This is a genomic window from Arcobacter sp. s6 (genome assembly GCF_040884245.1).
Classification (GTDB): domain Bacteria; phylum Campylobacterota; class Campylobacteria; order Campylobacterales; family Arcobacteraceae; genus Aliarcobacter.
The window spans coordinates 1-22671 of the sequence record NZ_JBEVTN010000007.1 but is presented as its reverse complement, the minus strand read 5'-3'; the positions used below and the strand labels follow the sequence as shown (position 1 = coordinate 22671).

23 protein-coding genes are annotated in these 22671 nt (G+C 26.7%); 16 read left to right on the top strand and 7 right to left on the bottom strand.

Annotated elements, in window-relative coordinates:
* The first annotated feature begins 35 nt into the window (after positions 1 to 35).
* The 12 genes from ABVS04_RS05290 to ABVS04_RS05235 all read left to right on the top strand — a co-directional run bounded on the left by ABVS04_RS05290 (position 36) and on the right by ABVS04_RS05235 (position 12860).
* A complete protein-coding gene (locus ABVS04_RS05290) occupies positions 36 to 1175 on the top strand; it encodes a glycosyltransferase family 4 protein (protein ID WP_368029628.1) in 1140 nt (379 codons plus the stop codon).
* A gap of 12 nt (positions 1176 to 1187) precedes the next feature.
* Positions 1188 to 1481 (top strand): helix-turn-helix domain-containing protein, encoded by a 294-nt coding sequence (locus ABVS04_RS05285; protein ID WP_368029627.1) that lies wholly within the window; start codon positions 1188 to 1190, stop codon positions 1479 to 1481.
* A gap of 20 nt (positions 1482 to 1501) precedes the next feature.
* The gene (gene galE / locus ABVS04_RS05280) at positions 1502 to 2509 is read left to right on the top strand and encodes a UDP-glucose 4-epimerase GalE (protein WP_368029626.1); all 1008 of its coding nucleotides are present in this window, start codon (positions 1502 to 1504) and stop codon (positions 2507 to 2509) included.
* A 99-nt stretch (positions 2510 to 2608) separates the two neighbouring features.
* Complete coding sequence (gene wecB, locus ABVS04_RS05275; RefSeq protein WP_368029625.1) at positions 2609 to 3742, top strand: non-hydrolyzing UDP-N-acetylglucosamine 2-epimerase; 1134 nt, start codon at positions 2609 to 2611, stop codon at positions 3740 to 3742.
* Between the two features lies 1 nt (position 3743).
* Positions 3744 to 4946 carry a UDP-N-acetyl-D-mannosamine dehydrogenase gene (wecC, locus tag ABVS04_RS05270; RefSeq protein ID WP_368029624.1) on the top strand — a complete coding sequence of 401 codons (1203 nt, stop codon included), beginning with the start codon at positions 3744 to 3746 and terminating at the stop codon, positions 4944 to 4946.
* Position 4947: 1 nt separating this feature from the next.
* Positions 4948 to 6078 (top strand): glycosyltransferase, encoded by a 1131-nt coding sequence (locus ABVS04_RS05265; protein WP_368029623.1) that lies wholly within the window; start codon positions 4948 to 4950, stop codon positions 6076 to 6078.
* 1 nt (position 6079) lies between these two features.
* Positions 6080 to 7489 (top strand): MOP flippase family protein, encoded by a 1410-nt coding sequence (locus tag ABVS04_RS05260; RefSeq protein WP_368029622.1) that lies wholly within the window; start codon positions 6080 to 6082, stop codon positions 7487 to 7489.
* Between the two features lie 434 nt (positions 7490 to 7923).
* Positions 7924 to 8808 (top strand): hypothetical protein, encoded by an 885-nt coding sequence (locus ABVS04_RS05255; protein WP_368029621.1) that lies wholly within the window; start codon positions 7924 to 7926, stop codon positions 8806 to 8808.
* 12 nt (positions 8809 to 8820) lie between these two features.
* Positions 8821 to 9954, top strand: a complete 1134-nt coding sequence (locus ABVS04_RS05250; RefSeq protein ID WP_368029620.1) for a glycosyltransferase — start codon at positions 8821 to 8823, stop codon at positions 9952 to 9954.
* Positions 9955 to 11028, top strand: a complete 1074-nt coding sequence (locus tag ABVS04_RS05245) for a glycosyltransferase family 4 protein (RefSeq protein ID WP_368029619.1) — start codon at positions 9955 to 9957, stop codon at positions 11026 to 11028. It abuts the gene before it with no gap.
* Positions 11018 to 12175 carry a hypothetical protein gene (locus ABVS04_RS05240; protein ID WP_368029618.1) on the top strand — a complete coding sequence of 386 codons (1158 nt, stop codon included), beginning with the start codon at positions 11018 to 11020 and terminating at the stop codon, positions 12173 to 12175. The genes ABVS04_RS05245 and ABVS04_RS05240 overlap by 11 nt, the downstream gene beginning before the upstream one ends.
* Entirely contained in the window at positions 12162 to 12860 is a 699-nt protein-coding gene (locus tag ABVS04_RS05235; protein ID WP_368029617.1) for a WecB/TagA/CpsF family glycosyltransferase, read from the top strand. The genes ABVS04_RS05240 and ABVS04_RS05235 overlap by 14 nt, the downstream gene beginning before the upstream one ends.
* Here the strand turns inward: ABVS04_RS05235 and ABVS04_RS05230 are convergent.
* Both ABVS04_RS05230 and ABVS04_RS05225 read right to left on the bottom strand, forming a co-directional pair.
* Positions 12855 to 13439 carry a YdcF family protein gene (locus ABVS04_RS05230; RefSeq protein ID WP_368029616.1) on the bottom strand — a complete coding sequence of 195 codons (585 nt, stop codon included), beginning with the start codon at positions 13437 to 13439 and terminating at the stop codon, positions 12855 to 12857. The two genes, ABVS04_RS05235 and ABVS04_RS05230, sit on opposite strands and share 6 nt — an antisense overlap.
* A gap of 7 nt (positions 13440 to 13446) precedes the next feature.
* Positions 13447 to 14496 (bottom strand): nucleotidyltransferase family protein, encoded by a 1050-nt coding sequence (locus tag ABVS04_RS05225; RefSeq protein ID WP_368029742.1) that lies wholly within the window; start codon positions 14494 to 14496, stop codon positions 13447 to 13449.
* Positions 14497 to 14705: 209 nt separating this feature from the next.
* On the opposite strand from ABVS04_RS05225, the gene ABVS04_RS05220 reads away from it, so the two are divergent.
* Positions 14706 to 16127: a mannose-1-phosphate guanylyltransferase/mannose-6-phosphate isomerase gene (locus tag ABVS04_RS05220; protein ID WP_368029615.1), complete on the top strand. Its 1422-nt coding sequence runs from the start codon at positions 14706 to 14708 to the stop codon at positions 16125 to 16127.
* Positions 16128 to 16269: 142 nt separating this feature from the next.
* Positions 16270 to 16494, top strand: coding sequence for a hypothetical protein (locus tag ABVS04_RS05215; RefSeq protein WP_368029614.1), 225 nt, complete (start codon positions 16270 to 16272; stop codon positions 16492 to 16494).
* A gap of 62 nt (positions 16495 to 16556) precedes the next feature.
* Here the strand turns inward: ABVS04_RS05215 and ABVS04_RS05210 are convergent, their stop codons facing one another.
* From ABVS04_RS05210 to ABVS04_RS05200, 3 genes are read right to left on the bottom strand one after another with little or no spacing between them, the layout of a single operon-like run.
* On the bottom strand, positions 16557 to 16829 hold the full coding sequence (locus tag ABVS04_RS05210; RefSeq protein WP_368029613.1) for a PqqD family protein: 273 nt from the start codon (positions 16827 to 16829) through the stop codon (positions 16557 to 16559).
* Complete coding sequence (locus ABVS04_RS05205; protein WP_368029612.1) at positions 16830 to 17687, bottom strand: hypothetical protein; 858 nt, start codon at positions 17685 to 17687, stop codon at positions 16830 to 16832.
* Between the two features lie 14 nt (positions 17688 to 17701).
* Complete coding sequence (locus ABVS04_RS05200) at positions 17702 to 17917, bottom strand: hypothetical protein (RefSeq protein ID WP_368029611.1); 216 nt, start codon at positions 17915 to 17917, stop codon at positions 17702 to 17704.
* Between the two features lie 203 nt (positions 17918 to 18120).
* Here ABVS04_RS05200 and ABVS04_RS05195 point away from each other — a divergent pair, with 203 nt between their 5' ends.
* Positions 18121 to 18927 (top strand): polysaccharide biosynthesis/export family protein, encoded by an 807-nt coding sequence (locus ABVS04_RS05195; RefSeq protein ID WP_368029610.1) that lies wholly within the window; start codon positions 18121 to 18123, stop codon positions 18925 to 18927.
* Between the two features lie 4 nt (positions 18928 to 18931).
* On the top strand, positions 18932 to 21274 hold the full coding sequence (locus ABVS04_RS05190; protein ID WP_368029609.1) for a GumC family protein: 2343 nt from the start codon (positions 18932 to 18934) through the stop codon (positions 21272 to 21274).
* Positions 21275 to 21291: 17 nt separating this feature from the next.
* On the opposite strand, the gene ABVS04_RS05185 is transcribed toward ABVS04_RS05190, so the two are convergent.
* Positions 21292 to 22032, bottom strand: coding sequence for a tyrosine-protein phosphatase (locus ABVS04_RS05185; protein ID WP_368029608.1), 741 nt, complete (start codon positions 22030 to 22032; stop codon positions 21292 to 21294).
* Positions 22033 to 22078: 46 nt separating this feature from the next.
* On the bottom strand, positions 22079 to 22671 hold a 593-nt coding region (locus ABVS04_RS05180; protein WP_368029607.1), incomplete at its 5' end, for a hypothetical protein.

Below are 22671 nucleotides of genomic sequence, written 5' to 3'. Positions count from 1 at the left end.
TACTTCCAAAAAAAACATCTTAGGATAAAAACTTCATGACATCTTTGCTAATCACTTGCATAATTTTATTTATTATTACATATTTTGCTATTAGACGGTTTATAACTCTTGCTCCCAAATTATCACTAGTTGATATCCCTAATAGTAGAAGTTCTCATAAAAAAATTACACCTCGTGGTGCTGGAATGGTTTTTGGTCTTATCTTTTTATTTGGTGTCTTTATATACGATTTTCAAAATTTTACAGAGATAAAATATACACTATTTGCAATATTTTTGATCTATATTTGTGGTGTTCTTGATGATAGATTTGATATCAGTCCTAAGCAAAAGCTTATCTTCATAATCGTAGCTTCTGTAATAGTTTATTTCAATGGATATCAAATAACAAATATCGGGACATTTTTCAATGTATCTTTAAATCTTGGATATCTTGCACTTCCATTTACTATCTTCGCGATTGTTGCTTTTACAAATGCTGTGAATCTAAGTGATGGTTTAGATGGATTGGCTGGATCTATTTCTACTATTATTCTAAGTGCTATTTTCATAATAGGTTTTATCTATCAAGACAATACTTTGATGGTATGGAGTGCTATTTTGATCTCTGTTGTTTTAGCTTTTTTAGTGCTGAACTGGCATCCTGCAAAGGTATTTATGGGAGATAGTGGTTCACTTCTTTTAGGTTTTATCATAGCAATACTAAGTATAAAAGCTCTAAATTATATAAATCCCGTATCTATACTATTTTTAGCAGCTGTTCCTATACTAGATACTCTTGTTGTATTTAGAAGAAGAATCCAAAGGGGAATGTCACCTTTTACAGCTGATAAAAATCACCTACACCATATACTAAACAATATCAAACAAGATAAGGCATTTACTGTTAAAATGCTACTATCTATCCAACTTGTTTTTTCTTGTATGTTTTTACAACTACATCATCAAAATGATGCACTAAATCTTCTAATATTTTTCCTACTATTCTCAATATTTTTCAACCTATTTGACCCAAGAGCAAAAAGAAGAGCAAAAGATGCAAGACTAAGAAAAAAATACGCAAGAATAAAACAAGAAAACAAAGAACTAAAAGAAAAGAAAATAGCAAAAGAAGAAATCATAGAAGAACTTAAAGAAGATATAAAAAAAGAAATCAAAAAAGATTATGAAATATAAGTTAGTGTAAAAATGACAGAATCACAAACTATAGAATTCAAACAAATATGGAAAGATGAATATCTAAAAACTATTTGCGCCTTTGCAAATACAGATGGAGGTAATCTTTATATAGGTCTTGATGATAATTCAAGAGAAAAACTAGAATACCCTTACAATGCACTAAGAGAAGCTGTGATAAATGCCTTAGTACATAGAGACTATACAAATACATCAAATCTACAAATAAAAGTATATGACAATAAAATAAAATTCATAGGTTCACCAAAAACAGGTGGCTACCAAGCCATAACAAATGACAAATAAACCAATAACAAAGGAAAATTATGCAAATACTAGTAACAGGAGCAGCAGGCTACATAGGAAGTCATGTTGTAAAACAACTACTAGAACAAACAGACTATGAAATCATCATCATTGACAATCTTTCTACAGGTTTTCAAAACACTATAGATACTCTCAAAAAACTAGACTCTACAAACAAAAGAATCAAGTTTTATAATCAAGACTTAAGCCAATGGGAAAAAGTAGAAGAGATCTTCAAAGAAAATGATATAAAAGAGATCATTCATTTCGCAGCATTTTCACAAGTAGCTGAGTCTATGACAAATCCTATCAAGTACTATAGCAACAACACAATAAACACTACAAATCTAGTAAAAGTAGCATCTGATTATGGTGTAGAAAAGTTTATCTTCTCTTCTACTGCTGCTGTTTATGGCGATGTAACAAGTGAAAATATTCCTATAAAAGAAGATCTAGCAAAAGATCCTATAAACCCATATGGTTCATCAAAACTATTTTCAGAATCTATTATCAAAGATGTAGCTAGTATAAATGCAAACTTCAAATATGTTATTTTGAGATACTTCAACGTAGCAGGTGCTGATATAGATGGAAAAGTGGGAGAAAATCACGATCCAGAAACTCACCTAATACCACTAGTTGTAAAAACAGCCTTAGGAAAAAGAGACTCTATCAAAATCTTCGGTGATGACTATGATACAGAAGATGGAACTTGTATAAGAGACTATATTCATGTATGTGATTTAGCAGATGCTCATATACAAGCTTTGAAATACCTAGAGACAAATCCATCAGATATATTTAACTGTGGATATGGTTATGGATACTCTGTAAAAGAAGTAGTAGAAGCTGTAAAAAAAGTATCAAACATAGACTTCAAAGTAGATATAGAAAAAAGAAGAATTGGAGATCCAGCAGTTCTAATATCAGACAACACAAAAATCAAAACAAAAATGAACTGGACACCAAAATACAACGACCTAGAACTCATCTGTAAAACAGCACTAGAGTGGGAAAAAAGAATTTAACAAAAAATTTCAAAAAATGAAATAAAATATAAATAAATGAAATATAACTTTAATAGTAATTTAGTTACAATCCAAATAATTTAAAGAGGGAAAATAGCAATGAAAAAAGTTCTACTAGTATTCGGAACACGACCAGAAGCCATAAAAATGGCTCCATTAGTAAAAGCTTTCGAAAAAGAAGAAAGTATTATTTCAAAAGTATGTGTAACAGCACAACATAGAGAAATGTTAGATCAAGTTCTTGATATGTTTGATATTAAACCTGATTATGATTTGAATATTATGAAACCTGGTCAAGATTTATTTGATGTTACTTCAAATGTATTATTAGGTTTAAAAGATGTTTTAAATGATTTTACTCCTGATGTTGTTTTAGTTCATGGTGATACTACAACTACAAGTGCTTCTTCATTAGCAGCTTTTTATAATAAAATAAAAGTAGGTCACGTTGAAGCAGGTCTTAGAACTGGTGATATGTATAGTCCTTGGCCTGAAGAAGCTAATAGACAAATAACAGGTGTATTAGCAAACTATCATTTCGCTCCAACTACAACTAGCCAAAATAATCTTTTAAAAGAGAATAAAGATCCTAAAAATATTATTGTAACTGGTAATACAGTTATTGATGCACTATTTTTAGCATTAGATAAAATAGAAAATAGTAGTGAATTAAAAAATAAAATTATTGCTAATATAAATAGTGAATACAAACTACAAGATGATAAAAAAATCATTCTAGTAACAGGACATAGAAGAGAAAACTTTGGACAAGGATTTATAAATATCTGTGAAGCTCTAAAAACTCTTGCTACTAATAATCCTGATATTGATATAGTTTATCCAGTACACTTAAATCCAAATGTACAAAAACCAGTAAATGAAATACTTTCAAATACTCCAAATGTATATCTAATAAATCCACTTCAATATGAAAGCTTTATCTATATGATGAATAAATCATATTTTATAATAACAGACTCAGGTGGAGTACAAGAAGAAGCTCCATCTCTAGGAAAACCAGTACTTGTAATGAGAGATACAACAGAAAGACCAGAAGCAGTAGAAGCTGGAACTGTAAAATTAGTTGGAACAAATCCTCAAGCTATCATAGAAGAAGCTCAAAAACTTTTAGATGATGAAAAAGAATATAACACGATGTCAAAAGCTCATAATCCTTATGGTGATGGTAGGGCTTGTGATAGGATTGTAAATTTTATAAAGGAAGCAAAATAATATGAATCAAACAAAAAAAATATGTGTAATAGGACTTGGATATATAGGTCTACCAACAGCTGCATTACTTGCAAATAGAGGATATAGTGTACATGGAGTTGATGTTGTTGCATCTACAGTTGATATAATCAATCAAGGAAAAATACATATCGTAGAGCCTGATTTAGATACTTTTGTAAGAGCTGCTGTTAATAGTGGAAATCTAAAAGCTAGTTTAACTCCAGATATTGCAGATGTTTTTATCATAGCTGTTCCTACTCCTTTTCATGAAGGTTATGTACCAAATGTAGATTATGTAGTGTCTGCTACAAAAGCTATAGCTCCATTTGTAAAAGAAGGTGATATAGTGATACTTGAATCAACTTCACCTGTGGGAACTACTGATTTAGTTGGTGAGACACTAAAAGAACAAGGTGTTGATACTTCAAAACTGTTTATCGCTCATTGTCCTGAGAGAGTACTACCTGGTCATATCATGAGAGAACTTGTAGAAAATGATAGAATCGTAGGTGGTCTTACTCCTGAGGCTACTGAAAAAACAGTAGAGTTTTATAAAACATTTGTAAGTGGTGCAGTTTTATCAACAGATGCAAGAACAGCTGAAATGGCAAAACTAACTGAAAACTCATTTAGAGATACAAATATTGCATTTGCAAATGAGTTATCAATTCTTTGTGATAAATTTGGTATAGATGTATGGGAATTAATCAAACTAACAAATAGACACCCAAGAGTAAATGTACTACAACCAGGTGCTGGTGTTGGTGGACATTGTATCGCTGTTGATCCATGGTTTATCGTTCATGCAGGTGGAGATGATGCAAAAATCATAAGAACAGCAAGAGAAGTAAATACATACAAAACAGAATGGTCAATTGAAAAAATAAAAAATGCAGCTCTAAAGTTTGAAGCTGAAAATGGAAGAAAAGCAAAAGTAGCTTGCATGGGACTTGCGTTTAAACCTGATATTGATGACTTAAGAGAATCACCAGCTGTTTATATAACAAAATCTTTGATATCTCAAGGACTTGATGTACTTGCAGTTGAGCCAAATCTAAAATCTCATAAAAGTTTTGAGATAATCAACTTTGAAACAGCTATAAATGATGCTGATATTATAGTATATCTTGTAGCTCATAAAGAGTTTAAAGGTATAAGAATATTTGGTAAAGATGTGATTGATTTTTGTGGGGTTAATAAATAGTATGAATATATTGATGTATGCTGATGCTTTTGGAGGGAATACTACAACATTTATTAATAATGAAATTGAATATTTAACAGAGAGGCATAATTTAACTTTTGCATGTATTGTAAAAAAAGATTCAGGTATATTTACTTTTGATAATGTTGTCAAACTACCATTTAAAAATTCACTTATATCAAAAATTCTTGATAGACTAGATATATCATTAAGATATAAAGATGAAAATTTTAAAAAAGAATTAAACAGTTTAGTTGAAAGAATTAGTCCAGATATTATTCATTGTCATTTTGGGAAAGAAGCGCTAAAAATTATTGATAATATTAATAATAAAGATATTCCTATAGTTATACATTTTCATGGATATGATGCCAGTTCAGCTTTGAGAAAAAAATCTTATGTAAAAAGGTTGAAGGAAGTACTATCTAGAAATAATATTTATCCAGTTTTTGTAGCACATTACTTAAAAAAAAATCTAGAGAAAGTAAACATAAAAATAAAGAATGATCAAATTTTACATTGTGGAATAAATTTATCAAAATTTGACATTAAAAAGAGTACAAAAAATAAAGATAAATTTATTTTTCTGCAAGTTTCTTCATTAGTAGAAAAAAAAGGGCATGAATATACAATAAAAGCTTTTTCAAAATTTCTAGAAAAGCAAGTTAAAGAAGATTTCAAACTTATTCTAACAGGGGATGGTGAAAGAAAAAAAGTTTTACAGAATTTAGTCAATGACTTAGATTTAAATAATTATGTAGAATTTACAGGATTTGTTACACCAGATGAAGCTATAAAATTAATGATGGAAGCTGATGTATTTGTACATCATAGCATAACAGCATCAAATGGTGATCAAGAAGGAATACCTACTGCAATTATGGAAGCGATGGCAATGAAACTTCCTATTTTAAGTACTATTCATTCTGGAATACCTGAATTAATTAAAGACAATGTAAATGGATATTTAATTGAAGAAAAAGATATTGATACATATGCATTAAAAATGGAAAAAATACTTTCTTGGAAAGAATTAGATATAAATAGAGATGTTATAAAAAATGAATTTGAGATGAACAATCATAATATAACACTTGAATCTTTATATAAAAAAATAATAAATAAATCTTAATATGAATATAAAAAAAAATGTTCTTAATGGTTTAAAATGGACATCATTTTCAAGTATAGTAATTGCAATTTTTCAAATACTCCAAATATCAATTTTAGCAAGATTTTTATCTTCACAAGATTTTGGATTAATGGCAATATTAACTGTTGTAATTGGCTTTATAAAAATATTCGCTGATTTAGGGATAAGTAATGCAATTATACATCATAAAGAGAATAATGAATTACAATTATCTAGTTTATATTGGTTAAATATTATTATCGGTATTTCTTTATTTATTTTAATTCTAATAATCTCACCTCTAATTAGTAATTTTTATAATGAACCAAGATTAAAAGAATTATTAATAATATTGTCATTTAGTTTTGTTATACAGTCATTTGGAAATCAATTTAAGATTCTATTCCAAAAAGAATTAAATTTTAATATTATTGCAAAAATTGAAATTCTTTCTGCTTTTTTTAGTTTACTTGTAGCAGTTATTCTCGCGTATTTTAATTATGGAGTTTATACATTGATAATAGCTAGCTTAACAAGTATTAGTATAAGTAGTTTCTTATTTTTCATTCTTGGCATAAAAATACATAAACCTAAATTCTTATTTTCTTTTATTGAGATAAAAAAATATTTAAATTTCGGAGCCTATCAAACAGGACAATCAACTTTAAATTACTTTAATTCTCAATTTGATGTAATTTTAATAGGTAAATTATTAGGAGCTGAATCATTAGGTGTATATTCCATTGTTAAACAATTAGCTATGAGACCAAGTCAAATAATTAATCCAATAGTGACAAGAATAACTTTTCCTATCTTATCAAAGTTACAAGATAATATAGTTTTATTGAAAGATACATATTTAAAAACAGTCCATTATATATCTTTGGTTAATTTTCCAATATATTTATTGAGTTTCGTTTTAGCTGAACCTATTGTAATAATTTTATTAGGAAAAGAATGGAGCCAATCAATACCTATATTTCAAATATTATCATTATACTTTATGGTTAGATCAGTAGGCAATCCTATTGGTTCTTTAGTAATGGCGACAGGAAAAGTAAAAATAGAATTTTGGTGGAATGTTGTGATGTTTTGTATTTTTCCATTATCAATTTATATTGGAAGTATTTGGTTGAATATTGGTGTTGCTTATAGTTTATTTTTTACAATAGTATTAACTCTCGTTCCAATGTGGCATTTCATCATAAAGAAACTTTGTAAAGCTACTTTTAAAGAATTCTTTTTCCCATTATTTAAAATTCTGATAATTTGTTTAATTGTATTAGGAATATCTACAGTTACATTTTTAATCAATGTTAATATTTATTTTCAATCAATAATATATATTTTAACTTTTTCAATACTATATTTATTTTCAAATTTAAAATATATTCAAGGAATTAATAAATGAATAAAAAACAAATATCAATTAGCATTATTCTTCAATACCTTTTCTTTTGCATAAATCCAATAATCAGTTTGGTTTTTACTATGTATCAATTTTTAATAAACAGAAAAGTTAGTATGTTGATTTTAGCACTTAGTTTATCAATAATATTTATATACTTTCCACTCATGTATGATACATCTTCCAATTATTATGCAACCTTTGCAATATCAGATGAGAAATATGGATATAATGAAATTAGATTATATAATTTGATTCCATTTATTTTAAAAAAAATTTTTGATATTGATTATATGTATTATATTCTTTTATGTACATTTTTTTCACTGTATATTTGGCTTATAATTTCTAATCATTATAAAAATATAATTAATGAGAATTACAAGATTATTTATATTTTTTTATTTACAATTTTTTCTATAATATATAGAGATATAATGGATTTAAATAGATTTTATTTTGCAACTAGTATATTTTTACTTTTTCTATATGTTGATGATTTAAACAAATATAAAAGAATTTCTAAACTAATTTTATTTATTCTACTAAGCTATATATCTATTAGTATTCATCCTTCTAGTATTTTATTTGTATTCATATATTTATGTATATATTTCTTTAAAATGAAATTTATTTACTCTTATTGGTATCCTATTTTAATGTTATTTTTAGGTATATTTTCTAACACTATAATTTCATTAATTTTTAAATTATCTTTTCTAAATAATTTTAGATTTTTTAATTTAGCTGAAAGTTATGTATTAGGTGAAAGTAAATGGGCAGATGGGTCTTTAAATGCATTTGATTATATGCAGAGATTTACAGAAGTAATCCCAATATTTATTATCTACTATTTAGGGATTAAATTATTAAAAATTGATACATTTAAAAATAATAATATCATTAAATTTTGTCTAATTTTAATTGGTATTGTTTTATTTTTTCTTAGCTATAAATCTTTATATGAAAGATATAGTTTAGCTGCATTATTATTTGGATCATTTATTATTTATAAATCATTAATTACATTTAAAGAGATATCTTTATATCAAAATGTATTATTAATAATGCTCGGGTTTAGATTTATATTAATTAATGTCTTCATGTATGGAATTATCTTTACAAATGAATATAGTGTAATATTAAAAAACTCTCAAAAAAAAGATGAGATGACATTAAAACCTTTTTATTATTTAACGCCAATTTTATTTAACATTAAGCAAAATGGTTACTCTGATATACATATTCAACAAGAATCAACCAGAGGTAAAAAATACTTAAATGGTTATACACTTAATCCAGCAATCAAAGTAATAAAATAAAAGGAATTAATTATGAAATTATTATATATAACAGAAGGTATAAATCCAGTTTTTTTCTCTCAAGTTGTAGAACTTCTAAATTCTATTGAAGAAACAAAATATTTTGAAGGTATAACATTATTAATTGGACTAAAAAACCTTCCTTTTGATGAAAATATCAAAGGTTTAAATAAACATATAAATGTATTTTATTTTAAAACTTATCCTATATATCCTTTTTTTAATTATTTAACAGAAGTTTCATTATCGAATATATTTAATTTAATTGGCATTAATAGTAATTACATCATTCATACTCGAACAGAGTTTTTAGGTACTTTAACTTATTCTTCTTATTTAAAAAAGCATAAAGAAGATCCTAATCTTTTAGTTGATATAAGAGGATCAGTTTATGAAGAAGTAAAATATTATGGAAAAATGAATAATATTCTTAAATTCTTAAAATTGTTTCAATTTAAGAATCTAATGCAATACAAATTGAAAAATGTTAAATATTTCAACGCAGTAACTGAAGAATTAAAAAAGTATATAATAGATACTTATAAAATTCAAAATTCTAATATATCTGTTATTCCAACAATATCAGGTAAATCATTTACTTTTAATGAAAATAAAAGACATAAAATAAGAAAAGAACTTGGATTAACAGATAATGATATTTTATTCGTATTTTCTAGTGGTTCTAGTCAAGCTTGGCAAAATGATGATGCAATTGTAAATACTCTTATAGATAGAGGATTTAAAGTACTTATGTTAACTAAAAAAGAATATTTGAATAAAAATATAATTAGTAAATTTGTTGACTATACTGTAGTATCAGATTATCTAAATGCAGCTGATATTGGAATAATAATACGCAATAATGATATTGTAAATAATGTTGCTTCACCAATTAAATTTAGCGAATATTTATGCTGTGGGCTACCAATTATTGCAAATAATTCTATGGCGATTGTTACTAATATTATAAGACAAACAAAATATGGGCAAATAGTAGAACTTACAAATATCAATTCTTCTATACTTGAGAAGTTATTAAGTATAGATAGAAAAGAAATATCAACTTTTGGGGAAAGTATCTTTGGCATAAATACAATTACTAATAAATATCTCGGAATTTATAATAATATGAAGGAGAAAAAGTAAATGAATAAAAATATACTTATTATAACTCCAAAACTTCATATTTCAGGTGGAGTAGCTTCTTATTGGAATTCATTATTGCCTAGATTAAAAAAGAATAAAAAATTTAATATAACTACTTTTCAAGTAGGAGGAAATGGAAAAAATCCTTTTGCTATGATAAATGAACAATTAAAATTTAGAAAAGAAGTTAATAATAGTTCATTAGTTTTTTTAAATCCGTCTTTAGGATTTAATAGTTTTTTTAGAGATGGTTTTTTTGCTAAACAACTAATTAGTAAAAACATTCCTTTTGTAGTATTTTTCCATGGTTGGAATTTACATTTCGAGAAAAAAGTAACAGAAAAATATCAAAATTTTTTTTTAAATAGTTTTGCTAAGGCAAAAAAGATTTTTGTTTTATCAAAAGATTTTAAATTAAAATTAGAGGAATGGGGATATAAAGGTGAGATTATTATTGAAACAACAAACGTAGATAGTGGTTTAATAGAAAATTTTAATTTTGAAGAAAAACTAGAAGATATAAATAGTACAAAAACATTTAAAATACTATTTCTAGCAAGAATGATTAAGGAAAAAGGAATTTTTGAAACAATTGAAGCTTTTAATAAACTAGCTAATAATTATAATATAGAACTTTTTATTGCTGGTGATGGTGAAGATTTAGATGAAGTAAAAAAAATATCAAAAAATAATTCAAAAATACATGTATTAGGAAGAGTTGAGGGAAAAGAAAAAATTGATTTATTTACAAAATGTCATATTTATGCATTTCCAACATTTTATGGAGAAGGATTGCCTACTTCTATACTAGAAGCAATGGCTTTTGGAATGCCTGTGATAACTACTAATATGGGTGGACTAAAAGAATTTTTCAGAAATGAGGAAATGGGATATTTAATAGAACCTAACAATGTAATTGCATTAACTAATAGTTTAGAATCTTTAATAAAAGATAAAAACAAAATATCCAATTTCTCAAAATTTAATTTTAATTATGCAAATGAAAAACTACTAAATACTGTAGTTGCTGAAAGAATTTATATAGAAATTGAAAAGGTAATAAATGTTAAATAGCTTCGATAAACTAAAAAAATATTGTGAAAAAGAAAATTTCAAAGGTTGGGATCCATATGATGGATTAAATAGTAAAGTATTCAATGCTTTATATTTAAATAAAGTTCAATTTTTTAGATTAGCTTGGATACAACTATTTAAAAGGAATCCTATCAACTTAAGAAATCTATTTTTGATAGATAAAGAATACAATCCAAAAGGATTAGGTCTTTTTTTAACTGCTTATTGTAACCTATACAAAGTAGAAAAAAAAGAAGAATATTTAAATCATATAATTTTTCTAGCCGATAAATTAATTGAACTACAATCAAAAGGGTACTCGGGTTCATGTTGGGGATATAATTTTGATTGGCAATCAAGAGCATTTTTCTTACCTAAAACTACACCTACTGTTGTAGCAACATCATTTATTTCTTCAGCTTTACTTGATGCATATGATATTACAAAAGAAGAGAAATATTTAAATACTGCTATTAGTAGTACTAAATTTATTATCAATGACTTAAATAGAACTACAAAAAAAGAAGGTTTTATTTTTTCATATTCTCCTTATGATAATACAAGAGTTTATAACGCATCTTTATTAGGAAGTAAACTTCTAGCAAGAGTTTATAGCTATACGAAAGAAGAAACATTACTAAAAATTGCTAAAGATTCAGTTACTGCTTGTGCTAATACACAAAGAGAAGATGGGGCTTGGATTTATGGTGAATTAAAAATACAAGATTGGGTAGATAGCTTCCATACGGGATATAACTTAGAATGTATCTATGATTATCAAAAATATACAGGAGACGATAGTTTTAATGTTGTAATTGAAAAAGGGTTAAAATATTATCTTAATAATTTCTTTTTAGAAGATGGGACACCTAAATACTATGATAATAAAACATATCCTATTGATGTTCATGCACCAGCTCAATTTATAGCTACTTTATATAAACTTAATCAACTTAAAAATAATAAAGAATTAGTAGATAAAGTACTTAATTGGACTATAAATAACATGCAAGATGAAAAAGGATATTTTTATTATCAATTAAAACCATCCAAATCATCTAAAATACCATATATGAGATGGGCGCAGGCTTGGATGTTCTATTCTTTTTCTTACTACTTTTTGGAGTTTACCAATGATAAAAAATAATGCAATAGTTAATGGACTTAAAATAAATTCTTTTACTTCAAAAGATGAATTTTTAGATTATATAAATGATAAAAAAAATATTCTTGTAGCTATAAATGCTGAAAAAATACTAAAAGAAGATAAAAAACTTAAAAATATAATAAATAAAAATATAGGTTATCCAGATGGAGTTGGTGCGGTTATGGCACTAAAGCAAAAGGGATTAAAAGCTAATAAAATACCTGGAAGTGAATTTTGGCTTGATATAATAAATAAATACCAAAATGAAAAATCATTTTATCTTATTGGTACAACTACTGAAGTTATTGAAAATACTGTAAAAAAATTAAAACAAGAATATCCAAATATAAATATATTAGGTTATCAAAATGGTTTTATAAATGAAGATCAAAAAAAAGAATTAAAAGAAAAATTAAAAAATCTAAAACCAGATGTTGTGTATGTAGCACAAGGAACTCCAAGACAAGAGTTTTTGATGGATGAGCTAATCAAAGTACATCCAGCACTTTACATGGGTCTTGGTGGTAGTTTTGATATCTATGGTGGATATAAGAAACGTGCTCCAAAGATTTTCTTAGATTATCATTGTGAATGGCTTTATAGACTTTTAAAAGAACCTACAAGAATAGGAAGACAACTTAATTTAGTTAAATTCTTAATTTTACTCAAACTTGGGAAATTATAAAAATATAGTATATTTTATAAGATTATATGGTATTTTTATTAACTCTAAAAATACCAACTTAATCGACTGCCATTCTAAAAAGTAATATTGTTTATTCCACACCTTTGTATCATCAGCTGAAACAAAATTTATTTGGATATTATCTTTTTCATAATCTGCAATAATATTTGCTAAAAGTTTAATTCTCAAAGAATGTGTCGGATGACTTATAAAAATTACTTTATTTAAATTGTTTTCTTTTAAATATTTTTTTATTTCTAATAATTCTTCCATTGTATTTGAAACATGATTTAAATACAAAATATTCGATTTAATAATATTATTTTTTATTATAAAATCATATGAAAAGCCTTCTTTTAGAACTAATTTTGAATATTCCTTATTAGGAAGTATTATTTTGTTAGTTGTAGAATAATTTTGTAAATATAAATTTAATCCTTTAACAATCCTCCAATATTTTGCACCTCCAAAAACTACTATAATATCTGATGTTATAGGTTCTGTGGTTAAATCTAATATCTTTCCTAAATTAAATATAAAAGTTAAGAATAAAACTATTATTATAAATATTTTTTTCATAAAAATATTAGAGATACTTTTTAAAAAGTCTTTTTAATTTTATTATATAGTGAAAGAGTATATTATTAGAATTGAAATTTTTTGTATCATTATCAGATATTTCTAGAAAAGTCTTTTTTAAGAATTTTATTTTTTCAAAAAAAGTTTCATTTAAATGATAATGAAATTTTATTGAATCAAGGTTTTTATCTGTTTCTGCTCTAAGATTATTTATATTTGTTATTTCTTTAAAAATATGATTTATCATATTTTTATAAGTTTGTTTTTCTAACTCTTTACCATTTATATTTGAAATAGAAGTATCAAATAGTAAATAACTTATATATAAGCCTAAATACAACATTTTTAAACAGCTAGATGATTTAGCAATTTCAAGAACTACTTTCCAGTTAATATTTTGTTCTTTGCTCAAAAGTTTATCTATATCACTTATCCATTCTATTCTTTCCCATTTATGTTTTGAACCATGCATGCATAAATATACCAATAATATTTCAGCATTAAAAACATTAATATCATCGTTATTAATTTTTATTTTATGTTTACCATCAAAGAAATTTTCATTATTCAATTTTGATGAAAATTTTGTTCTAAATAGTTTCCAATGTATTTCTATATTTATTCCATTATTTTCATTTACAAATGTAATATCACTATTTTTTTCTAAAAACAATTTATTATTAATAAATTCTTTTTTTACCATAGAATTAAAATTATTGCAAACTAATAAATCATAAACTTTTTCTAAATCTTTTTCTTTAATCAAAATATCCAAATCAACATATTGCCTAGAAATTACATCACCATAAGCCAATTCAGAAAGAATAGGCCCCTTAAAAGGTATAGCTTCTATATCATTTTCTTCTAATAATTTTAGTACTTTTATAAGTTCACTAGTCATAAGCATATTTTGTTTTACTATATTCATATATATCGATTTCATATGGTTTAATATAGTTGATGGGATTTTATCTTCATATTTTTTAAGTGTAAGATATACTAAAGGAAAAACTCCATGAGAATAAGCTGTAGATATAAACTCATCCCAATCTTTTATATAAGATACTTTTTCTTCTATTAGCTTAGAGTTTTGTTCTATTTTACAACATTCGATTATGAGAATGATATTGTCATTTACTAACTTGTCTAGATTATTTATAACTTATTCCTAATATTAATTATTATTAAAATATAATACGGATACTAACATAATATATTATAAATAATACTAAAATTTATTAGCAAGTATCATAAAAGGAATAACAAATGACAAACATAATCCTATGCGGTGGAAGTGGTACAAGACTATGGCCAATCAGCAGAAGTCTGATGCCAAAACAGTTTGTAAAGCTATTTGACGATAAGTCATTATTTCAGCTTACAGTTGAAAGAAACTCAAAAGTTTGTAAATCACAATTTATAGTTTCAAATACAGAGCAGTATTTTCTAGCATTAGATCAACTAGAAGATCTAGGAAAAACAAATAATAAATATCTACTAGAACCTGTTGGAAGAAATACAGCTCCAGCTATCGCACTTGCTTGTATGCAGCTAGATTATGATGAGATAGTTTTAGTAACTCCATCTGATCATCTAATCAAAGATGAAAAAGAGTATGAAAAAGTTTTAAAAAAAGCAAAAGAGTTTGCAAAGGATAATAAACTAGTTACTTTTGGAATAACTCCTACATTTGCAGAAACTGGATTTGGGTATATTCAAGCGAAGCTTGAAAATGATGAATCTTTAATGATGAATGTTGAATGTTTTAAAGAAAAACCAAATCTTGAATTAGCACAAAGTTATATTGATGAAAATACAAAATTAAGCATTCAAAATTTACCATTAAAATACCTATGGAACTCTGGAATGTTTTGTTTTAAAGCAGGTGTATTTCTAGATGAGTTAGAAAAATACTCTGCTGAGATATATAACACTTGTAAAACTGCATTTGATAATAAAAAAATTGATAATTCAACATTGAGAATTCAACATTCTCATATGGAAGCTATTCCAGATGAGTCTATAGATTACGCTGTAATGGAAAAATCTGATATAGTTAAAGTAATTCCATCAGATATCGCTTGGAGTGATGTGGGAAGCTTCGATGCTCTTTATGAAGAACTTCCAAAAGATGAAAATGGAAATACTCTAAATGATAAACATATTTCAATAGATAGTAAAAACAATCTAATATATGGAAAAGATAGAGTAATAGCAACTGTAGATATGGAAGATTGTATTATAGTTGATACAGGTGATGCTATTTTGATCTCAAAAAAAGGCTCTTCTCAAAAAGTAAAAAAAGTAGTAGAAGAAGTTCGAAAAACATCAGAACTACACAATATCCATTTAACAGGTCATAGACCATGGGGAACATATACAGTTTTAGAAGAAGCAGATGGATATAAAATCAAAAGAATAGAAGTAAAACCAGGTAAACGTCTATCTTTACAAAAACACTTCCATAGAAATGAACACTGGATAGTAGTAAGTGGAACTGCAACCGTAACAGTAGGTGATGAGAAAAAATATGTAAGACCAAATGAAAGCACATATATCAAAATGGGAGAACTTCATAGACTAGAAAATGAAGGAAAAATTCCAGTAGTTTTAATAGAAGCACAAGTTGGAGAATATACGGGAGAAGATGATATCGTAAGAATCAGCGATGATTTTAAAAGAGATTAATCAATACTGATTAATCCCTTTTGTTCTAAGGCTTGAAGGAAGTTTAAAACATCTTTATAAAAGAATAAATAAACTCAAGTTAAGCTATTATTTTACAAAGTCAAGTTTCAAACTAATGGCTATTATCAATAAAGGAATATTTATGCATACTATAAAATTACATATTGAAGATAAAGTTTTTGATAAAGTTATATATTTTTTACAGAACCTACCAAAAAATGAAGTTTCTATAATAGAAGAGAAAGTAGAAGAATCTACAATCAAAACTATAAATGAAGACTATCTAGAAATTAAGACTTTTTCAAATCATAGTGCAAATCTTATTGAAGAATGGAAAGACTCTAATGAGGATAAGATATGGAAATAAAACATCTAGATATAGTTTTATGTGAATTTTATTTTAGTGACTTAATACAATCAAAAAAGAGATTAATCAATACTGATTAATCCCTTTTGTTCTAAGGCTTGAAGGAAGTTTAAAACATCTTTTTCAAGCTGTTCTTCTGGAACTTCATACATTTCTAGCATTTCTTCTTTTATTTGTTCTAGGTTTTTATTTTCTGATAACAAAGACCAAATAACTTTTCCTATTTCATTTAGTGAAAAGTACTCTTGAGTTGTCGAATCTAAGATTATAGTTTCATCATCTATTTCTTGTGCAAATACATTTTTTGATATTGTAACTTTTGATTTGATATTCATTTATTTATCCTTTTTTATGAAACTAACGATTGTTTGATAAACTTCTTCTAGTCTATTTATATCCCATGGTACGAAGATATTGTATAGTTTTACATTATTTGCTATTTTTGAAAGCATTTCAAATCTTGATTTATTGTTTAGGTGAAGCTCTACTTCTGTAGAAAACTTAAGAATTCTAAACTTTTCCACTCCTAGAACTTCTTCGATTTTTATCTCATCTTTTTCATCTGCTTTTACTAGATTGAAAATAGCATGCATTACTTTTGGCTCTTTTGCAAAGTTTTCCACAGAATAACCTAGATCTTCTACCTTTCTATATGGTCTATGATAAGGATATGAAGGTACAGCCATGATATTTTTATTATCTTCATAAACAGCTACTTTATCATCTGAAATCATAGTATGACCTTTTTTTATAAAAAAATCAGTCATAGTGGACTTCCCCCCAAAAGAATCCGCCACAAATAAAACAGGTTTAGACTCTATAAGAACAGCCCCTGCATGTAAAAAATAGTATATCTCTTCTATAGTAAACAGTATAGGTAAAAAAGTATGACTAAGCCAGTACAAAGCAAGCTCTTGAGTACCTTCTTTATACAATCTATAGAAAATAGTATTTTCACCTTTTTTTACTGAAAAAGTAACTACATCTTCTACTAAAAAATTTATGTTTTGATTTGTTTGATCGGGAGTAAATGCTTTATCACTTGTGATAGCTACTTTTCTATTTTGATTATTAGAAAAAAGTAGTATATGAGAGTTATCAACTAAAAGAGCTTTTGACTCTTTTAGGATTTTTGATTTTGGCTGATTTGAGTCTATTTTATCAAAAAATATTTGATAGTCATACAGCAACATTGAATATTTTTTTGTTATCTTCTACCGAAAAGATTGTAAGCATCACCTCTATCTGTACCAGCAGCAGTATTAGTAGGGTTTGTTTCAGCATTACCTGTAATTTTTGATGCAGCCTGCGCTGTCATCGGACTTGTTAGTTGACTAATAGCTATTACTGTTGGAACTGCATATGCAGCTTTTTTCATAAAGCTTCTTCTTGAATTCACTTTTTCTAATTCGTTATTTTTCATTTAAGAATCTCCTATATTTATATAGTGTCATTTTAGCATAATTTTTTAACTTATATTCTTAAAAATATATTAAAAATTATACAGTTTATTATTTTTGGAATCTTGTCACCAAATTGCAATATTTATACATATGTAGCTTGATATTTTATAATAGAATGTGTTATTATATGTCTATTAAATTTATCTAAATCCAAAGGGAGCGAATGAAAAAAATAATACTAAATTCTCTAGTACTACTAAGTATGTTTTTATTTAGTGCTTGTTCGACAAAAGATTACAAGCTTTTTCAAACAGAAACGAAAAAAGGTGAAAACCTAACAAAAATATCACTTCCAGAGTACGAAAGTGAAGTACAATATGAGAATAAGATAGCGCCAAATGACAGGCTATCTATCACAGTTTATGTACAGTCAGGGCAAGGCTCTCAACAAATGACTTCTATCCTTACAAGTAGAACAGACAATAACCTAACTGCGAAAGGTGACGATATAGGACTTCTTGTTACACAAAAAGGAACTGTAAGACTACCTCTTATAGGAACAGTTGAAGTTGTAGGTCTAACAGAAGATGAAGCAACAGCTAAACTAATAGAACAATACAAACTTTACATCAAAAATCCTTATGTAAAAACAGAGATAAAAAACCAAAGGGTAATAGTAATCGGAGAGGTAAAAAAACCAGGAGTAGTATCTGTAACAAATGGTACTATGAACGTAGTTGAAGCAATAGCACAAAGTGGAGACTTAACAGATCTTGCAGCAAGAGACAATGTAAAGATCATCCGAGGGGACTTGCGAAATCCAAATGTTAGAACTATAGACTTAGCAAATATCGTAGCACTAAATGACTCTAGTTTATTACTAAGACCTAACGACATCATCTATGTGCAACCTAGAAATCTAAAAGGTTATAATAAGGCGTTTGAAGAGATCATGCCATTCTTTGATATGGTATCTAGTATCTTAAATCCATTTGTACAAAGAAAACAAATTTTGTATGATTATGAGTAGGCCTATGAATAACCAAATACAAAATGACGAAATCGATTTAGCCGATTTATTTAAGACTATTATGAAATACAAGTATATTATCGCATTATTTGCGATAATATTCACACTCGGTGCTGCTGTATTTGCATATACTAAACCAAGTGTTTATTCATCTTTTGCAACTATTGAACTACAAGAAGATACAAAAAGTTTCAATGCAGATGATGCACTAAAACAAGCTTTTTCAGGTGGAACAGTAAATGTGGAAAATCAAATAGAAATTTTCAAATCAAAATCTCTACAAGATCAAGCAGTAAAAAACTTAAATTTAGGAACAAGATACTTTACAATAAAAAACTATAGACAAAGAGAGTACTATAAAAACTCTCCATTTATAGTAATCGATAAAGTGTTAGAAGATAATATCTATGGAACAAACTTTATTTTAACTCCTATTGATGATGAGTCATTTAGACTTGAAATAAAACCTATCTCAAAATACTCAAAAAGAGGTATCCTAGCTCTTCTTGGTGTTCAACCACTTGAAGACTATGAAATGATTTCTTATGATAAAGTTCATAAATACAACGAAGAGATTTCAACTGAGTGGTTCACTATAGAGATCACAAAACTATCTCCACTTGAAAATGAAGAGTATAGTTTCTCTTTTGTTCATCCAAGTATAGCTTCAAATGTTTATTTTGATGCTTTATCAGTAAGTCAAGTATCTGAACTATCATCTATACTTCAAGTATCTATTGAAGATGGTGTTTCACTAAGAGCTGCTGATTTATTAAATAGTTTATTTAAAGCATATTTAGAACAAGAAATTCAAAGAAAATCAGAAGTTGCAAACCTATCTTTAACATTTATAGATAATCAACTTGATGAGATAAATGCCAAACTAAAAGTTTCAGAATCAGACCTAGAGTCGTATAAAGAATCAAATGACGTAATAAGCTTATCAGATAAAGCAAAAAATGTTTCACAACAACTAGTAGAATATGAAACAAAAATTCAAGAGCTGAATATAGAAGAAAATATCATGAGTAATCTATATCAATACATCTCAAACAACCAAAATCTATCAGGACTAACAGTAGGTTCTATCACTTTTGCAGATCCAGTTCTTGCAAGTTTGGTTAAAAACTTACATGAATTATCTTCTCAAAAAGATACTTTTCTTTTAGATTATACAGAGTTACATCCAGAAGTTCAAAAGCTTACTAAAACTATTTCATCTCTAAGAAGACAAATCATCGCTTCTTTGAAAAACAATTTAAGTCAATTAAGCCAAAGAAAATCTTCTTTAAATGCCTTGATTGTGAAATTTAAAGGTTCATTAGAAACTTTACCAAAACAAGAAAGAGATTTGACAAGACTTACAAGACACTTCAATGTAAATGAAAAAGTTTATTCATTTTTACTAGAAAAAAGAGCTGAAACAGCTATTTTAAAATCTTCTACTATTTCAAATGGAAGAATTTTAGATCAAGCTTTAAATTTCAATAAACCTATAAAACCAAAAAGAATACTTATAGTTCTAGTTGGTATGATATTAGGTATTATTGTGGGACTTGCTTATGCCTTTTTAAGAGAGTTTTTAAATCACACTATTAAAAATACAGAAGAGATAGAAAAATATAGTTCAATGCCTATATATGGTGTAGTTCCGTTAAATAAAAACAAAAAAACATCTAATATTTTCCTAGAAGCATTTAGATCGATAAGAACAAACTTGCAGTTTTTACCACAAAATGAAAAAAGTAGAGTTATCTCAATAACTTCATCAGTTTCAGGAGAAGGAAAAACAACAGTTACAGCAAAATTAGCTGAAATAATAGGTCAAAGTGATAAAAGAGTTATTGTTTTAGACTTAGACTTAAGAAAAGCAAGTGTTCACAAAGAGTTTGGATTGCCAAATAATATAGGTATGAGTAACTATCTTACTCATCAAAATAGTTTAGAAGAAGTTATCAAAAAAACAAACTCAAAAAATGTTGATGTAATAACTACAGGTGTTTTACCTCCAAATCCTTCTGAACTTATTTTAACAGATGCTATGAAGAATTTATTAGAAGAGTTAAAAAAATCTTATGATTATATTATCATGGATACACCACCTGTTGGACTTGTAACAGATGCACTTATTCTTATGAATTATTCAGATATTACATTTACTATTGTAAGAGCAAATTATACTAGAAAAGAGTTTATTAGAAACCTAGATAGACTAAGCAAAGAACATTCACACAATCACGTTGGAATGATCTTAAATGGTGTTGAAATCGGTGATAAGTATGGTTATGGTTACGGTGTTAGCTATGGTTATGGTTATGGAAACGGTAAATACTACAAAAATAGATAAAAACTAAAAAGAGAAAATCAAATAAAAGAATTTTTTATTTGATTTTTCTCAAAAACTTCACTTAACTTTCCACCTTGCATAAAACTTTTTAAAGAATCAAAATACTTCATAGCATGAATATCACTTCCAACAAAATCTACAAGAGAATTATTTACTAAAAACTCAGCAGCAAGCTTTGGTTTCGCACCATAAAACTTATGTAAAGAGTTTAGATTTATCTGGAAAAAAAGACCCAAATCTTTTAGAGCATGATACTTTTCTAAAGAATTAGAATAATAAGTATATCTCTCAGGATGAGCTAAAATTGGTTTATAGCCATTTTGTAAAAGTTCAAAAACAACCTGCTCTAAACCAAATGGAGTAGAAGTATAAGACAACTCAAATAATACATAGTTATCTCCAATAGTAAGAAGATCCTTTTCTCTAATCTTTTCAATAAAATACTCATCAAAATAATACTCAGCTGCAACTTCAAACTCTATATCAATATTTTGTTTTGAAAGTTCATTTTTCACAAGTTCAAAACCTGGATAAATAGTATCTTTTGTATTAGGAAATCTATGACTCATAATATGTGGAGTTGTGATAATCTTTTTGTAGCCTAAGTCTTTCATATTTTTGATAATAGCAATACTCTCATCCAAACTTTTAACACCATCGTCAATAGCAGGAATCAAATGTGAGTGTAAATCTGTAGTGTAAAAATCTTCTAAGTTAAAATCTTTTTTTTTAAAGTTTTTAAAAAGTTTTGATAGCAAAATTCATCCTATTTAAAAAGGGTAAAGAAAAATCTTTACCCCTTTGTTATATGTCTTGAACAATAATATCTTTATCAATAAGTAATGTCAATACTTGAGCATCTGTTCCTGTAGCTTTGTAAGAAACAAAATTATCATCTGCATTATCAACAACTGAATTTGTGTCTGTATCTGTTGTGTCTTTTAACCAAATTGCAGGATCTAATTTTATGATATCATTATTTTCACCTTTGATAGCAAGTGTATTTGAAGTAGTATCAGAAACCATCTCTTGGAAATCTGTAATTGTAAGATTTGAAAGAATATGTTCATTGCTTGATAAATCAATTGAATCAATATCAGCTACATTAATATTTGAAGTGATATTTGATAATAAACTTGACATATCAATTTCTTTTTCTTCTCCAAGAACTAAAGTTCCTTCATCATCTAAAGATGCAGATACTTTATCTACATTTTCACTAGTGATTAAAATACCAGCCGTAGAACTATCACTTACACCTTCTGAATCAGTAACAGTATAATCAAAGTTAATTTCTACTTCTGTATTAGCTGGTAATGTTGCTAAATATGGATTTGTTATTACATATTCACCTGTTGTTGCATCTAATGCTATCATTTGATCTGCTGTTGTTGTTG

Coding starts and splice junctions, on each gene's coding strand:
- ABVS04_RS05290 (WP_368029628.1), top strand. CDS start 36: ATGACATCTTTGCTAATCACTTGCATAATTTTATTTATTATTACATAT.
- ABVS04_RS05285 (WP_368029627.1), top strand. CDS start 1,188: ATGACAGAATCACAAACTATAGAATTCAAACAAATATGGAAAGATGAA.
- galE (WP_368029626.1), top strand. CDS start 1,502: ATGCAAATACTAGTAACAGGAGCAGCAGGCTACATAGGAAGTCATGTT.
- wecB (WP_368029625.1), top strand. CDS start 2,609: ATGAAAAAAGTTCTACTAGTATTCGGAACACGACCAGAAGCCATAAAA.
- wecC (WP_368029624.1), top strand. CDS start 3,744: ATGAATCAAACAAAAAAAATATGTGTAATAGGACTTGGATATATAGGT.
- ABVS04_RS05265 (WP_368029623.1), top strand. CDS start 4,948: ATGAATATATTGATGTATGCTGATGCTTTTGGAGGGAATACTACAACA.
- ABVS04_RS05260 (WP_368029622.1), top strand. CDS start 6,080: ATGAATATAAAAAAAAATGTTCTTAATGGTTTAAAATGGACATCATTT.
- ABVS04_RS05255 (WP_368029621.1), top strand. CDS start 7,924: ATGGATTTAAATAGATTTTATTTTGCAACTAGTATATTTTTACTTTTT.
- ABVS04_RS05250 (WP_368029620.1), top strand. CDS start 8,821: ATGAAATTATTATATATAACAGAAGGTATAAATCCAGTTTTTTTCTCT.
- ABVS04_RS05245 (WP_368029619.1), top strand. CDS start 9,955: ATGAATAAAAATATACTTATTATAACTCCAAAACTTCATATTTCAGGT.
- ABVS04_RS05240 (WP_368029618.1), top strand. CDS start 11,018: ATGTTAAATAGCTTCGATAAACTAAAAAAATATTGTGAAAAAGAAAAT.
- ABVS04_RS05235 (WP_368029617.1), top strand. CDS start 12,162: ATGATAAAAAATAATGCAATAGTTAATGGACTTAAAATAAATTCTTTT.
- ABVS04_RS05230 (WP_368029616.1), bottom strand. CDS start 13,439: ATGAAAAAAATATTTATAATAATAGTTTTATTCTTAACTTTTATATTT.
- ABVS04_RS05220 (WP_368029615.1), top strand. CDS start 14,706: ATGACAAACATAATCCTATGCGGTGGAAGTGGTACAAGACTATGGCCA.
- ABVS04_RS05215 (WP_368029614.1), top strand. CDS start 16,270: ATGCATACTATAAAATTACATATTGAAGATAAAGTTTTTGATAAAGTT.
- ABVS04_RS05210 (WP_368029613.1), bottom strand. CDS start 16,829: ATGAATATCAAATCAAAAGTTACAATATCAAAAAATGTATTTGCACAA.
- ABVS04_RS05205 (WP_368029612.1), bottom strand. CDS start 17,687: ATGTTGCTGTATGACTATCAAATATTTTTTGATAAAATAGACTCAAAT.
- ABVS04_RS05200 (WP_368029611.1), bottom strand. CDS start 17,917: ATGAAAAATAACGAATTAGAAAAAGTGAATTCAAGAAGAAGCTTTATG.
- ABVS04_RS05195 (WP_368029610.1), top strand. CDS start 18,121: ATGAAAAAAATAATACTAAATTCTCTAGTACTACTAAGTATGTTTTTA.
- ABVS04_RS05190 (WP_368029609.1), top strand. CDS start 18,932: ATGAATAACCAAATACAAAATGACGAAATCGATTTAGCCGATTTATTT.